At 56.7% G+C, this 13318-nt stretch carries 12 protein-coding genes; 9 read left to right on the top strand and 3 right to left on the bottom strand.

Annotation, left to right across the window (positions count from 1 at the left end; genetic code table 11):
* Positions 1-41 precede the first annotated feature (41 nt).
* The 6 genes from G518_RS0117605 (at position 42) to G518_RS0117630 (ending at position 6386) form a co-directional block, all read left to right on the top strand.
* Positions 42-1019 carry a glycosyltransferase gene (locus G518_RS0117605; RefSeq protein ID WP_036595105.1) on the top strand — a complete coding sequence of 326 codons (978 nt, stop codon included), beginning with the start codon at positions 42-44 and terminating at the stop codon, positions 1017-1019.
* Positions 1016-1942 carry a formyltransferase gene (locus tag G518_RS0117610; RefSeq protein WP_028603682.1) on the top strand — a complete coding sequence of 309 codons (927 nt, stop codon included), beginning with the start codon at positions 1016-1018 and terminating at the stop codon, positions 1940-1942. The genes G518_RS0117605 and G518_RS0117610 overlap by 4 nt, the downstream gene beginning before the upstream one ends.
* A gap of 27 nt (positions 1943-1969) precedes the next feature.
* Positions 1970-3013, top strand: a complete 1044-nt coding sequence (locus tag G518_RS0117615; protein WP_028603683.1) for a bifunctional UDP-4-keto-pentose/UDP-xylose synthase — start codon at positions 1970-1972, stop codon at positions 3011-3013.
* Positions 3013-3954, top strand: coding sequence for a 4-deoxy-4-formamido-L-arabinose-phosphoundecaprenol deformylase (locus G518_RS0117620; RefSeq protein ID WP_028603684.1), 942 nt, complete (start codon positions 3013-3015; stop codon positions 3952-3954). The genes G518_RS0117615 and G518_RS0117620 overlap by 1 nt, the downstream gene beginning before the upstream one ends.
* 75 nt (positions 3955-4029) lie before the next feature.
* A complete protein-coding gene (locus tag G518_RS0117625; RefSeq protein WP_028603685.1) occupies positions 4030-5010 on the top strand; it encodes a glycosyltransferase in 981 nt (326 codons plus the stop codon).
* Entirely contained in the window at positions 5007-6386 is a 1380-nt protein-coding gene (locus tag G518_RS0117630; protein ID WP_028603686.1) for an NDP-hexose 2,3-dehydratase family protein, read from the top strand. The genes G518_RS0117625 and G518_RS0117630 overlap by 4 nt, the downstream gene beginning before the upstream one ends.
* Before the next feature lie 85 nt (positions 6387-6471).
* Here G518_RS0117630 and G518_RS41320 read toward each other — a convergent pair whose 3' ends face one another.
* From G518_RS41320 to G518_RS0117645, 3 genes are all read right to left on the bottom strand, one after another.
* Complete coding sequence (locus tag G518_RS41320; RefSeq protein WP_281170539.1) at positions 6472-6597, bottom strand: hypothetical protein; 126 nt, start codon at positions 6595-6597, stop codon at positions 6472-6474.
* A 298-nt stretch (positions 6598-6895) separates the two neighbouring features.
* A complete protein-coding gene (groL, locus tag G518_RS0117640; protein WP_028603687.1) occupies positions 6896-8542 on the bottom strand; it encodes a chaperonin GroEL in 1647 nt (548 codons plus the stop codon).
* A gap of 105 nt (positions 8543-8647) precedes the next feature.
* Entirely contained in the window at positions 8648-8938 is a 291-nt protein-coding gene (locus G518_RS0117645) for a co-chaperone GroES (protein WP_028603688.1), read from the bottom strand.
* A 512-nt stretch (positions 8939-9450) separates the two neighbouring features.
* On the opposite strand from G518_RS0117645, the gene G518_RS35655 reads away from it, so the two are divergent.
* From G518_RS35655 to G518_RS0117665, 3 genes are read left to right on the top strand one after another with little or no spacing between them, the layout of a single operon-like run.
* Positions 9451-10740 carry a pyridoxal phosphate-dependent decarboxylase family protein gene (locus tag G518_RS35655; RefSeq protein ID WP_051236939.1) on the top strand — a complete coding sequence of 430 codons (1290 nt, stop codon included), beginning with the start codon at positions 9451-9453 and terminating at the stop codon, positions 10738-10740.
* A gap of 55 nt (positions 10741-10795) precedes the next feature.
* Positions 10796-11755 carry a tripartite tricarboxylate transporter substrate binding protein gene (locus tag G518_RS0117660; protein WP_051236941.1) on the top strand — a complete coding sequence of 320 codons (960 nt, stop codon included), beginning with the start codon at positions 10796-10798 and terminating at the stop codon, positions 11753-11755.
* Positions 11752-13275, top strand: coding sequence for a M81 family metallopeptidase (locus G518_RS0117665; RefSeq protein WP_028603690.1), 1524 nt, complete (start codon positions 11752-11754; stop codon positions 13273-13275). The genes G518_RS0117660 and G518_RS0117665 overlap by 4 nt, the downstream gene beginning before the upstream one ends.
* The last annotated feature ends 43 nt before the right edge of the window (positions 13276-13318 follow it).

A 13318-nucleotide genomic window follows, 5' to 3' on the forward strand; every position in this document is an offset into this window, starting at 1 on the left:
GGGCCTGCCTGCCGCCCGTCACGCAGTTCACAATAAGCCTCATGGAAACGACTGTATCCACCTCCTCCGCGGCCCCCTCGGTCTCGGTCATCATCCCCGTTTACAACGAGCAGGATGTACTTCCCGCTCTGTTCGCAAGGCTATACCCTTCGCTGGACGCCTTGGGTGTGAGCTACGAGATTCTGTTCGTCAATGACGGCAGCCGTGACCGCTCAGCTCAGATGCTCTCGGAGCAGTTCCAAGCTCGTCCGGACGTCACCCGTGTGATCTTGTTCAACGGCAATTTCGGCCAACACAGGGCCATTTTGGCTGGCTTTGCTTATTGCCGTGGTGAGCGAGTGGTCACTCTGGATGCGGATCTGCAAAACCCGCCTGAGGAAATCGGCGCTTTACTTGCCCAAATGGACGCCGGGCACGACTACGTAGGCACGATCCGCAGGCAGCGAAGCGATTCCTGGTGGCGCCACGCGGCCAGCCGCGCCATGAACCGGCTGCGCGAGCGCATTACCCGTATCAAGATGACCGATCAGGGCTGCATGCTGCGGGCCTACAGCCGGCGCGTCATTGATCTCATCAATCAGTGCAGCGAGATGAACACCTACGTGCCGGCACTGGCCTATCAGTTCTCCCAGAACCCCACCGAAATCATCGTTGGCCATGAAGAGCGTGCTGCAGGGGAATCCAAATATTCGCTCTACAGCCTGATTAGGCTGAATTTCGACATCGTCACCGGTTTTTCTCTGGTCCCTTTGCAGCTGTTCTCGCTCGGCGGCATGATCGTTTCCGTGCTCTCTGGCTTGCTGGTTCTCTATATGGGGTTGCGCCGGTTGTTCCTTGGCCCGGAAGAGGGCGGTTTGTTTACGCTTTTTGCCATCGCCTTTCTGCTGATCGGCCTGGCTCTGTTCGGCATCGGGCTCCTGGGTGAGTACATAGGACGCATCTACCAGGAAGTGCGCCAACGGCCACGCTACCTCGTATCTGCGGTGTTAGAACAATCCAATAAGGATGCCGCGCCGTGAGCCGCGCAGTCGTTTTCGCCTATCACAATGTAGGCGTGCGCTGCTTGCTGGCGCTCTTGGCGCGCGGGGTGGAGGTGCCGCTGGTGGTCACACACACAGACAATCCGAACGAAGATATCTGGTTCGCCAGCGTGGCCAAAACCGCCGCTTTGCACGGCCTGAGGGTGATCACGCCGGAAGATGCCAATACCGCTGAAGTTCTGGCGGAAGTCCAGGCAGCACGAGCCGACTTTTTGTTCTCTTTCTACTATCGCCAAATGATGGGCGCACCCCTGCTGCAATCGGTGCCGCGAGGGGCTTACAACATGCACGGATCCCTGCTGCCCCTCTACCGGGGACGCGTGCCAGTGAATTGGGCCATCATCCGCGGAGAAACGGAAACGGGCGCTACCCTGCACACGATGGAGATCAAGCCTGATGCTGGCGCCATCGTGGATCAGATGGCGGTGCCCATCCTGCCTGACGACACCGCGCAGCAGGTATTTGAGAAAGTCACCGTCGCCGCGGAAACGGTGCTCTGGCGTAGCCTTCCAGCCTTGCTGGATGGCAGTGCAAGGCCACAGCCTCAGGATCTTTCCAAAGGCAGCTATTTCGGCGGGAGAAAGCCAGAAGACGGCCGGATTAACCCTGCGTGGAGCGCTCAGATCGTGCATGATTTCGTGCGCGCGCTCACGCACCCTTATCCCGGCGCTTTCGCTGATCTGCCGCAGGGGCGCCTGCGGCTGTGGCAGACCTGGCGAGTGGCGGGCGTCGATAATAAGCCTGCGCTTGCCGAACTGCGATTGCACGGCGATCAGATGGTTCTAGCTTGCCCCGACGGTGCCAGTTTGCACGTTCTGGCCGCCACCTTGGCCGATGCGCCATTGACCCCCGATAATTTCAGGGTTCGATTAGGTGCCGATACGGTCACTCTTGGCGCCTGACGTCTCATTTACCAGCGAACGAAATTAATGAAAAAAGTCCTCATCCTTGGTGTTAACGGCTTCATCGGCCATCACCTCACCCGCCGCATCATCGACACCACCGATTGGGAGGTGTTCGGCATGGACATGAACACCGACCGCGTGCGCGAGTGGGAGAATCACCCTCGCTTTCATTTCTTCGAAGGTGACATCACCATCAACAAGGAATGGATCGAATACCACGTGAAGAAGTGCGATGTGGTGTTGCCCCTGGTGGCTATTGCCACGCCGGCTACCTACGTGAGCCACCCTTTGCGTGTGTTCGAACTCGATTTCGAAGCCAACCTGCCCATCGTGCGTCATTGCGTGCGCTACGGCAAACGCCTGGTGTTTCCTTCTACCTCCGAGGTCTATGGCATGTGCCATGACAGCGAGTTTGACCCCGAGCAGTCTGAGCTGGTCTATGGCCCCATCAACAAACCGCGCTGGATCTACGCCTGCGCCAAGCAATTGATGGATCGCGTGATCCATGGCTACGGTCAGCAGGAAGGGCTTGATTACACGCTGTTCCGCCCCTTCAACTGGATCGGCGGCGGGCTGGACAGCATCGACACGCCCAAGGAAGGCTCCAGCCGCGTCATCACCCAGTTCCTGGGGCACATTGTGCGCGGCGAGCCCATCCGTCTGGTCGATGGTGGGGAGCAAAAGCGTGCGTTCACCTACGTGGATGATGGCATCGCAGCGCTGATGAAGATCATTGAAAACCCCGGTGGCAAGGCCAGCGGGCAGATCTACAACATTGGCAACCCGGCCAATAACTATTCGATTCGCGAACTGGCGAACATGATGCTGGAACTCGCGGCGAAATACCCCGAATACCGTGAAAACGCCAGCCGCGTGGAGTTGATTGATACCACCTCCTCCAGCTACTACGGCAAGGGCTACCAAGACGTGCAGAACCGCGTGCCCAAAATTGAGAACACCCGCGGTGACCTGGCTTGGGCGCCTGAAGTGGCCATGCCAGACGCCTTGCGAGGTATCTTCGATTACTACCGCGACCACGTGGTCGCCTCGCGCGATCTCGCTGCCTGATGCAACCTGTCGGTACCCAGTCTCCACCGCTGCTGTCGCTGAAGATCGACGTCGACACTTGGCGCGGTACTAAAGAGGGCGTGCCCGCGCTGGTGGAGGCGCTGAACCGGCACCAAGCTGGCGCGACGTTTCTCTTCAGCCTGGGGCCGGATCACACCGGTCGCGCTATTCGGCGTGTCTTTAGGCCTGGGTTTTTGAGCAAGGTATCGCGTACTTCCGTGGTTGAGCACTACGGCATTCGTACCTTGCTGTACGGTACGCTGCTGCCCGGCCCCGATATCGGCCGTCGTGAGGCTGCGCTGATGCGGCAAGTGCGTGATGCCGGCTTCGAGGTGGGCATCCACACCTGGGACCACATTCGTTGGCAGGACAATGTTGCAGGCAAAGATGCCGCTTGGACTGAGCGCGAAATGCGGCTGGCCGCGAAGCGCTTCACAGAGATATTCGGCAAGCCGCCGAGCACCCACGGCGCCGCAGGCTGGCAGATGAATGACGCCGCCTACGCGCTGGAGAAAACGCTCGGTTTTGATTACGCCAGCGATGGGCGCGGCACACACCCTTTTCAGCCGGTGGATGCTGGCGGCGCGCCCGTAGGCGTACCGCAATTGCCTACCACCTTGCCCACGCTGGACGAGCTCATCGGTGCCGACGGCCTCACTCCTGACAACGTGCATGAGCATCTGCTGGCGCTGACGGCGAAGCCTCAAGCACAGGGCCATGTCTACACGTTGCACGCGGAGCTGGAAGGAATGAAGCTTCTGCCTACTTTCGAGCGCTTGCTTTCCGGCTGGCGCGAGCAGGGCTATAAACTGGTTTCTACCGGCGATCTATTTGAATCGCTCAATGTGACTGCCTTGCCGCGGCACCGGGTGGTCATGGGTGAAATTGCCGGACGCAGCGGCTCATTAGCCTTGCAAGGGGCTGCGGTCTCTGGGTTATAGAGCGTCCTCACGTTCATGGTACGTCAGCACATTCAGGGCTTCCAGGAAGCGCACTGAAAAACAAGGAGCTTTGCAGTGTCCGCTCCCCTTGTCTCGATTGTTATCGCTTCGTATCAGCACGTCGCGTATGTGCGCCAGGCTTTGGAATCTGTTCTTGAGCAAACTGTCCGGGATATTGAAGTCATTGTGGTGGACGACGGGTCCACGGATGGAACACCTGAGCTTGTTGAAAGCATTCGAGATCACCGCTTGCGCCTGGTTCGACTTCAGGAAAATCGGCGGGAACATGCTCGCAACATTGGCCTGAGCCTGGCTTCCGGCCGGTACGTCGCGTTCCAAAACTCAGACGATGAATGGGCGCCGGAGAAACTGGCTGCGCAGCTGGAATTGCTTGAGGCCCGGGAAGATGTGGCCATTTGCTTCACCGAGGTGGATTTGATCGACCCGGCCGGCCAACCCGCGCAGGACACCTGGGCCAACGGCCTTTTTGCCACTGGTGAAACTCCCCAGAGTGCCGACCAATGGCTGCACCGTCTGTTTTTCTCAAATCAGTTCTGCATTATTTCGGCGATGGCCAGGCGGCATCTAGTGGAGCAAGCAGGGCGGTTCCGCCCCTCACTTGTCCAGCTGTCCGATCTCGATCTTTGGATTCGACTGGCGAGCTTGGGTGAAATGGTGATCTTGCCTCAGCGGCTTACCCGGATGAGGGTCGATGGTTCTCGCAACTTGAGCGCGCCCAGCCCTGCAGGGACTACACGCGCATGTTTCGAGATGGCTGACGTGCTGGAATACTACGTACGGTCGCCTCTTATTGAGCGAGCACATAAAATTTTTCCAGAGCTTTCAGAGGCCGCTGGCTATTCCCTCCCAGTCAGGAAAGCGCTGCTCGCCCGAACGGCCGGGCTGCACAGCGCGATGTCGCACCATCTATTCGCTGACCGGGTGTTGGCAAGAATGATCGACCATCCCCAGGAGCGGCAGGAGTTGGTGAATGCCCTGGGTTCCCAAGCTATCCATTTCTTCCTGAAGAATCGTTCCAGGATTGGAGCCTCATGAGTGGCTCGCCCAGTACACCCGGTTCTATTGAATCCACGTCGGTGAACCATCAGCTTGCTAACAGCGGTCCATTGGCGTGGCTGGTGAGTCGGCTGAGAACGCTCAGCGACGCAGAGCAATTCAGCTTGCGTTACATGCCACTAGGAGAATCCAGCCATTGGGCTTTGGGAGAAGGCGCCATACGCCACCGCAGTCGGAGGTTCTTCTCGGTGATAGGCGTTCGTGCTGAAGACCAGAATGGCACCCTCATCGAACAACCGCTTCTGGATCAGCGCGAGATTGGGACGCTAGGCTTGTTCTTGCGCAAGAATCATGGCTTCACCGAAGCTCTTGTGCAGCTCAAAGCCGAACCGGGTAACGTGGGCTTGTTCCAGCTCGCGCCCTCTTACCAGGCCACAGCCAGCAACACCGATCGGGTGCACGGAGGCGCCAGTCCTCTTTTCGGAGACTGGTTGGGTGGCGACAGTGAATTTGCTTCGGACACTTTGCAGTCTGAACAGGGCACGCGCTTTTTTGGCAAACGAAATCGCAATGTGAGCCTGCTCATAAAGGACTCAGACAGGGAAACCTCACCTTTTCATACGTGGATTCCCATACGGCAGCTTTGCGGCTTGCTGTCTGAAAATCATCTGGTCAATACCGATCTACGGTCCACGCTCGTCTGCGCTGATTGGCAGATGCTGGCTGGCGGCGGCGTACCTTTTGAAGGGGAGGGCTTCGCCCAATCCCTGCGCGCGTCTTACGAGCTTCCGGATCAACACGCCATGACCTCCTTGGCTGAGGTACGCCGAAAAATTTCGCGCTCAGCCGCATGGAAAAAAGCTTCAGAAATCGTTCCCTTGTCAGCGCTGTCTCGGTGGGGTATGGGGGGGGAGGGGCCTTTTCCTTTGGGAGATACCGAGAGGCCATTTCGGATGCGCCATATTCAGGTTCAATCGGCAAGCAGAGAGGTGCGGTCTTGGGATCAACCTATCTTGCAAAGCGGTGGCAAGGGGCAAGTGGTGCTGCCTCTCGGATACATGAGCGATATCCCCTACCTTCTTTTCAAGCAGGTGGCCGAGCTAGGCTTTGAGGGGCGAATAGAGCTTACTTCTGCAGTGCTGGAAGAACCCGGTAGTCCCGAGCAAAGCGACCTGTTTGGGCAGAGCCTGATCGCTGCTGGGCGAGCGATCGTCTCGTGTCGCCAATCTGAGGAAGGCGGCCGCTTTCTGTTCGATGAAAACGAATACGCCATTGTCGACATCGGCCAGGCGATAAAGCCGCCTGACGGATATCACTGGCTCTCCATGGCGCAGATATACGCACTCATTCGCCAAGGCGGCGTATTCACCAACGAGGCCAGAAGCGCCTTGTCGCTGCTTCTGAGGTGGTTGTAGCTTTAGGCGCCCATCGCGCCCTGCCGCTGGCTTTGAGCTGAACTCACTCAAAGTGGTGGGCTGTGTATAGCCCCAGCTTCTTCGTCTACGGGATAGCTGTTTCCTCCGGCGCGTCGGCTCCGTGTACATGAGCATCTTCAGCCACGATCATTAACCCAATCTCCGCCAGCACCAGGGCGAGATCTGCGTGGTCTTTCGCGACTGCCATCATTAGTGGGGTCCGGTGTGGTGCGATGTGATGATTGCTCGGGTGAGACATCGCCGGTTTTGGGGCAAAACTCGCAAAGCTGAAAAGCCGTGGGGAAGTTCGTGAGATCCAGTGTGTGAAAGCGTTCTGGGGAGGCAGGTTTTCGCTACCTTTTGCAGTAATAGAGCTTTCAAACGAGTTCCCCTTTGCGCCGGGGCAAAACGCCCATGTGATGCCTGGACTGCAAAAAAAAGAGCCGCACTAGGCGGCTCTTTTTTAGCAAGCAAGGTAGCACAGGGCTACCTATGGCTGGCGGCAGAAATTACATCATGCCGTCCATGCCACCCATGCCGCCCATGCCGCCAGGCATGCCGCCAGCAGGTGCGTCGTCTTTTGGTGCTTCTGCAACCATCACTTCTGTGGTCAACATCAAGCTGGCTACGGAAGCGGCGTTTTGCAGTGCAGTGCGGGTGACCTTGGTTGGGTCCAGGATGCCCATCTCGATCATGTCGCCATACACGCCATTGGCAGCGTTGTAGCCAAAGTTGCCCTTGCCTTCCAACACCTTGTTCACCACGACGCTGGCTTCTTCGCCTGCGTTGTAGACGATCTCGCGCAGAGGAGATTCAATGGCTTTCAACACCAGCTTGATACCAGCGTCTTGGTCAGCGTTGGCGCCTTGGATGGTGCCAGCAGCTTGCTTGGCACGCAGCAGTGCTACGCCGCCGCCAGCCACAATGCCTTCTTCCACTGCAGCGCGGGTAGCGTGCAGGGCGTCTTCCACGCGGGCTTTCTTCTCTTTCATCTCGACTTCGGTGGCAGCGCCAACCTTGATCACTGCCACGCCGCCGGCCAGCTTGGCCACGCGCTCTTGCAGTTTTTCACGGTCGTAGTCGGAAGTGGCTTCTTCGATCTGCACGCGGATTTGTTTGACACGTGCTTCGATGTCAGCAGCTTTGCCGGCGCCGTCGATGATGGTGGTGTTTTCTTTGCCCACTTCGATGGTTTTGGCTTGGCCCAGATCGGCCAGCGTCACTTTTTCCAGCGACAGACCGACTTCTTCGGCAACCACTTTGCCGCCGGTCAGGATGGCGATGTCTTCCAGCATGGCCTTGCGACGATCGCCGAAGCCAGGAGCCTTGACAGCCACAACTTTCAGGATGCCGCGGATGGTGTTCACAACCAGCGTAGCCAGGGCTTCACCATCAACTTCTTCAGCGATGATCAGCAGAGGACGGCCAGCTTTTGCAACGGCTTCCAGTGTAGGCAGCAGTTCGCGAATGTTGCTGATCTTTTTGTCGAACAGCAGAACATATGGGTTGTCCAGAAGAGCGGCTTGCTTTTCGGGATTGTTGATGAAGTAAGGCGACAGGTAGCCGCGGTCGAATTGCATGCCTTCAACGACATCCAGCTCGTTGTCCAGGCTCTTGCCGTCTTCGACGGTGATAACGCCTTCTTTGCCCACTTTGTCCATCGCGTCAGCAATGATTTTGCCGATGGATTCGTCAGAGTTGGCGGAGATGGAACCCACTTGAGCAATTTCTTTGCTCGTGGTGGTGGCTTTGCTGGCCTTTTTGAGCTGCTCGACCAGGGCGATCACGGCCTTGTCGATGCCGCGCTTCAGGTCCATCGGGTTCATGCCGGCGGCCACATATTTCATGCCTTCGCGCACGATGGCTTGTGCCAGAACGGTAGCCGTTGTGGTGCCGTCGCCAGCGTTGTCGCTGGTTTTGGAAGCCACTTCCTTGACCATCTGCGCACCCATGTTCTGGAGGCGGTCTTTCAGTTCGATTTCTTTAGCGACGGACACGCCATCTTTAGTGACGGTGGGGGCGCCGAAAGAGCGCTCCAGAACCACGTTGCGGCCTTTAGGACCCAGGGTGGTTTTGACTGCGTTAGCCAGGATGTTCACGCCTTCGACCATGCGAGCACGGGCTTCGGAACCAAAAATTACGTCTTTTGCTGCCATTTTTTAAATTCTCCGTTGGGCGTCAAGCGTATGGGCGCACTGCGCACCAGCTCAACTAAAAAGAGGGGGTTGCGTTCACCACACGATGAACGCAAAACCAAGCGATTACTTTTCGACGACGGCGAAGAGGTCGTCTTCTTTCATCACCAGCAATTCGTCGCCGTCGACCTTGACGGTCTGGCCACTGTATTTGCCAAACAGGACGCGGTCGCCCACTTTGACGTTCATGGCAGACAACTCGCCTTTGTCGTTTCTCTTGCCTGGACCCACTGCCAGCACTTCGCCTTGGTCAGGTTTCTCGGCCACGCTGTCCGGAATCACAATGCCGGAGGCAGTTTTGGTTTCGTTCTCGAGGCGCTTGACGATCACGCGATCGGCTAAGGGGCGCAGTTTCATGAGTTCTCCTGGTAAGTTGATCTGAGGTGATGCTGATAAGCCAAATACGTGGCAAAAGGCCACACGCGCTGGCAAGAAGAGCGAAGGAGTTTGTGTTGTTGGCACTCATCTCCGACGAGTGCTAATGATAAGGGCATTTTTGGTGATTTCAAGAATGCAATGCGCTGCTTCGGCTGATTCCTCAGTGACTCTTCAACTCTTTTCATGGAGTTCTTGAACTCCAGACACGCTCGCGGCGATGTTCGGTCTCGTGCTTCGTGCCTCGTCATTCGTCCAGGATCTCACTCTGCTCGGTACCTTGGGGCATTGGTCAAGTGATGAGCTGCTTCAATGGCTTGGCTACGCACTCTGAGCACTGGCGCCTGTCGCTTTGGAGCGCGTTGAACTGCATGTTTTGTCTGTGTTTGTACAGGATGTACCCGTGGATGATGTGTATAAATCACCTTTCACTATTTTTGTGATCACAAAAATAGTGAAAGGTGATAATATTCTTCCAGATCAACGGAGAAACCATGTTGGACCCTAAACCCGTCACCCCCGCTCGCACGCAGCTTCCGGCCACCGGCACGTCTTGGAAAGACCTGGAGGTCGCATTGCAAGAGGCCAAGGCATCTGACTACCAATGGAAAGAGGGGCGTATGGCTCTCTATGTGTATTGGTTAGATGAGCAATTGGCGGCAGTTGCAAAAGAGGCCTCTTCACTGTTTTTCATGGAGAACGGCCTCGGACGAAAAGCTTTCCCCAGTGTGCAGAAGTTGGAATCCGAGGTCATTGGTATGGCGCTGTCGCTATTTCATGCGCCGCCGTCCGCAGGCGGAAGCTTCACCTCAGGTGGCACAGAGAGCATTTTTCAGGCAGTCAAAACAGCGCGCAGCGTTAAACGGGCAGCACAGGCAGCGCAAGGAGTGGACCGGGCTCGATGCAACATCGTCATTCCACGGACGGCGCACCCGGCGTTTGACAAGGCAGCCTACACACTGGATATGGACGTGATTCGCGTTCCGGTGCTGGCGAATTTCCGAGCTGACGTCGCGGCGATGGCAGACGCTATCGACTCCAACACGGCCATGATTGTTGGATCGGCTCCTGGCTATCCTTACGGCGTGTTCGATCCGATTGCCGAGCTCTCAGACTTGGCCGTGGAGAAGAAATTACTTCTTCATGTGGACGCATGCGTTGGTGGGTTTTTGGCCCCGTTTATGAAGATGAACGGTTCCAGCATTCCCAACTTTGATTTCGCGCTACCGGGCGTCAGCAGTCTCTCGGCAGACATCCACAAATATGGATTTTCTGCGAAAGGTGCTTCCCTGATTCTCTATCGTGATCAAGCACTGAAGCAGCACCAGGTTTTTGCTTTCGATGACTGGCCACGAGGTGCATATTCCACGGAGACATTTCTCGGCACTCGAGCTGCGAGCCCTGTAGCGTCTGCTTGGGCGGTCATGAATTACCTGGGTAAGGAGGGCTACCAAAAAATTGCTTCGATCGTAGAAGAAACGCAGCAAAAGATGATTGCCGGCGTCAATTCCATTTCCGAGTTGGAAGTTGTTCAGCCCCACAGCGAACTGTCGTTCGTTCTTTATCGCTCACGGTGCTCGGATGTGGACATCAACGCTGTAGCGGATTGCATGGACGAAAAGGGGTGGTTCGTTGGTCGTAACGTTGAACCAGTGGCCATTCATTTCATGGTTAATCCAGTTCACGCGCCCGTTCTTGAGCGCTACTTGGCTGATCTCGCCGAATGCGTCACGTTAGTGAAAACCGAAAAGCTCGTTGGTGTCCTGGACACCACGACCTACTAGGTTGTCCGTGCGACACGCTTCCAATTTTCCAGCCATAAAACCGAAAGGATTTCACATGATTTCTATGATCTATCGAATCGTCCTGGTCATCACCATTTCTTTGACTGCAACGCTGGTGTCGGCCCAAGACCAGTGGCCTGCACGTGAGGTGGCGATGACGGTGAATTTTGGAGCGGGTGGTAACACAGATGCAGCTGCTCGGATTGTCTCGCGCGAGATCGCTGCAAAGTTGGGTAAGCCTGTGGTGGTAGTCAACAAAGGCGGTGCGCAGGGCACCCTTGGGCCATCTTTGCTGGCGAAATACAAGCCAGATGGCTACAACATAGGAGTCGTGACTTTTTCCAGTGTCGCGATGTCGCCGCACCTGATGAACCTCAACTACAGCTTGAATGATTTCGACTATCTCGGGGCAATGGGGAAATACCGTTATGGCCTTATCACACGCGGTGACTCGCCAATAAAAACGCTTGCGCAAATGATCGATGCCGCAAAGACCGGCCAAGGCCTCTTCTACGGGACATCCTCACCTACAGACCTCATAGCTCTGAGCGCACTGTCCAGCCTTACTGGTGCCAAGCTACAGGCGGTCCCCTACAAGTCGGGAAGCGACACAGTATTAGGGCTATTGGCAGGCGATATCGTCATCAGCGTCCAAAACCCTTCAGAAGTGATCGAACACATCAAAACAGGAAAGCTGCGACTGTTGGCATCGCTTAGCGACACGCGTTGGTCGGAATTCCCTGAGATTGCCACGGCGAAAGAGCAGGGCTACGACGTGGCCATCAATTCATATGTGGGCATCGCCGCCCCCAAAGCGCTTCCCCTCGACATAAAAACGCGGCTCGAAAGCATTGTCATGGCGTCCATCCGGGAGAAATCGGTCCAGAATTCGTTGCGAGATGTGGGTTTCGACCCTATCGCACTGGATGGGAACAGTTATAAGTCAGTGCTGGAGCAGGGCTATAAGTCAATGGGCGCTGCCATACAGGCGGCCAAAATCCCTCGAATCCAATGAGTGACACGCTGACTAAACGACGCTATCGCGTTGCTGTGGCGCGGTTCTACCATGAGTCGAACCGATTCAACCCACAGCCCACGCTTTTGTCTCAGCTATCGGTTCAAGTCGGTGTTGATCTGTTCCCATTCGCTGGAAGCTCGACATTGGCTGGGATCATTGCCGAACTCGACGAGGCGGGTGTGGAAATCTTGCCGCTCCTTTCCGTGTCGGGCCCTCCAAGCGGGTTGATAGCTCAGGAGGTTTATGCCGGTGCCAAGGCGCAACTGATATCCATGCTGGTTTCATGCAAACCGGACGCCATAGTTCTCGATTTGCATGGAGCCATGGGTACCACTGAGCTGGCTGACGCAGATGGAGATTTGCTGTGCGCCATCAGACAAGCCGTGGGCGCCGCGGTGCCGCTGGGTGTCGGTTTGGATCTGCATGCGAACCTCACTACGACCATGCTGACCCACGCAGATATTTGTATTGCCTGCAAGGAGAACCCGCATTCTGATGTCATGCAGTGCGGCAAAAGAGTGGCGAGGCTAGTGCTTTCAATGTTGGACGGGGAGCTGAAACCTGTCACTGCCTGCGCACGCTTACCGATGGCACTCCCAGGTGCCGGCGAAACAGCCACGGGTCCGCTGGCTGAAATTCACCAAGCGGCAAGGGATGCCTTGTGCTCATCGCCAGCCATCGAAGACATCTCCATCTACAACGTATTCCGTAGCACGGACCATCAGGAATTCGGTCAGGTAGTCACCGTTCTGAGCAACGGGCTGCACGCCGAATCACCCGCCATAGCCAAGAGGCTGGTGGGCTTGTTCTGGGAGAACCGAGAACGCTTTGTGGACGAGTTGCTCAGCATTGATGAGGCCTTCCGGCATGTAGCTTGCACCCCTGTGGATCGGCCTTTCGTGCTTGCTGACATGGGCGACCGAATCCTCGCAGGCGCTCCGGGTGACAGTGTGATGCTGCTTTCGGCTGTGCTGGATCATTACCCTCAATTGCGCGGGGCGCTGACCGTGACCGATCCGGAAAATGCCCACAGGGCGTTGCAGGCGGGCTTGGGCGCGACCGTCACTCTCCAAGCAGGCGGGCAGATAACACCAGGTTTTCATCCCCGGTGTATCACCGGGGAGGTGGTTCATGTTGGGCTCGGTGATTTTGTGCTCGCAGGTCCGTTCCAGGGAGGTGACCCGAGCTCGCTGGGGCCCTGCGCCGTAGTTTTGGTCGATCGGCGCATAGCCGTTCTTTTGACCACTCAGGCGGCCTACAGCCACGACCCCGCCGTGCTGACAAGTCAGGGCATCGTCATCGAGGAGCAGGATTTCGTAGTGGTGAAATCCGGCTATCATTTCACACTGAACTTCGCCGGACTGGCCACGCCTTTGCTCGTGCGGACTCCCGGGGTCGGGTACTACACCAAGGGAATGTTTAAGTATGAAAAATCTCGTTTCTGGCCGGATTTTCCGATGTCAGACGCTGATATCGAAGAACGCGTTTTTTCTGAAGCTTCCCGCAGCTTTCAATAGCGGATGCCAACCGTACGTGCTTCATGGCGAGTGATGCGACTGA

It is taken from the genome of Ottowia thiooxydans DSM 14619 (assembly GCF_000422885.1).
Classification (GTDB): domain Bacteria; phylum Pseudomonadota; class Gammaproteobacteria; order Burkholderiales; family Burkholderiaceae_C; genus Ottowia; species Ottowia thiooxydans.

Coding starts and splice junctions, on each gene's coding strand:
- G518_RS0117660 (WP_051236941.1), top strand. CDS start 10,796: ATGATTTCTATGATCTATCGAATCGTCCTGGTCATCACCATTTCTTTG.
- G518_RS35655 (WP_051236939.1), top strand. CDS start 9,451: ATGTTGGACCCTAAACCCGTCACCCCCGCTCGCACGCAGCTTCCGGCC.
- groL (WP_028603687.1), bottom strand. CDS start 8,542: ATGGCAGCAAAAGACGTAATTTTTGGTTCCGAAGCCCGTGCTCGCATG.
- G518_RS0117630 (WP_028603686.1), top strand. CDS start 5,007: ATGAGTGGCTCGCCCAGTACACCCGGTTCTATTGAATCCACGTCGGTG.
- G518_RS0117615 (WP_028603683.1), top strand. CDS start 1,970: ATGAAAAAAGTCCTCATCCTTGGTGTTAACGGCTTCATCGGCCATCAC.
- G518_RS0117605 (WP_036595105.1), top strand. CDS start 42: ATGGAAACGACTGTATCCACCTCCTCCGCGGCCCCCTCGGTCTCGGTC.
- G518_RS0117665 (WP_028603690.1), top strand. CDS start 11,752: ATGAGTGACACGCTGACTAAACGACGCTATCGCGTTGCTGTGGCGCGG.
- G518_RS0117645 (WP_028603688.1), bottom strand. CDS start 8,938: ATGAAACTGCGCCCCTTAGCCGATCGCGTGATCGTCAAGCGCCTCGAG.
- G518_RS0117620 (WP_028603684.1), top strand. CDS start 3,013: ATGCAACCTGTCGGTACCCAGTCTCCACCGCTGCTGTCGCTGAAGATC.
- G518_RS41320 (WP_281170539.1), bottom strand. CDS start 6,597: ATGATGGCAGTCGCGAAAGACCACGCAGATCTCGCCCTGGTGCTGGCG.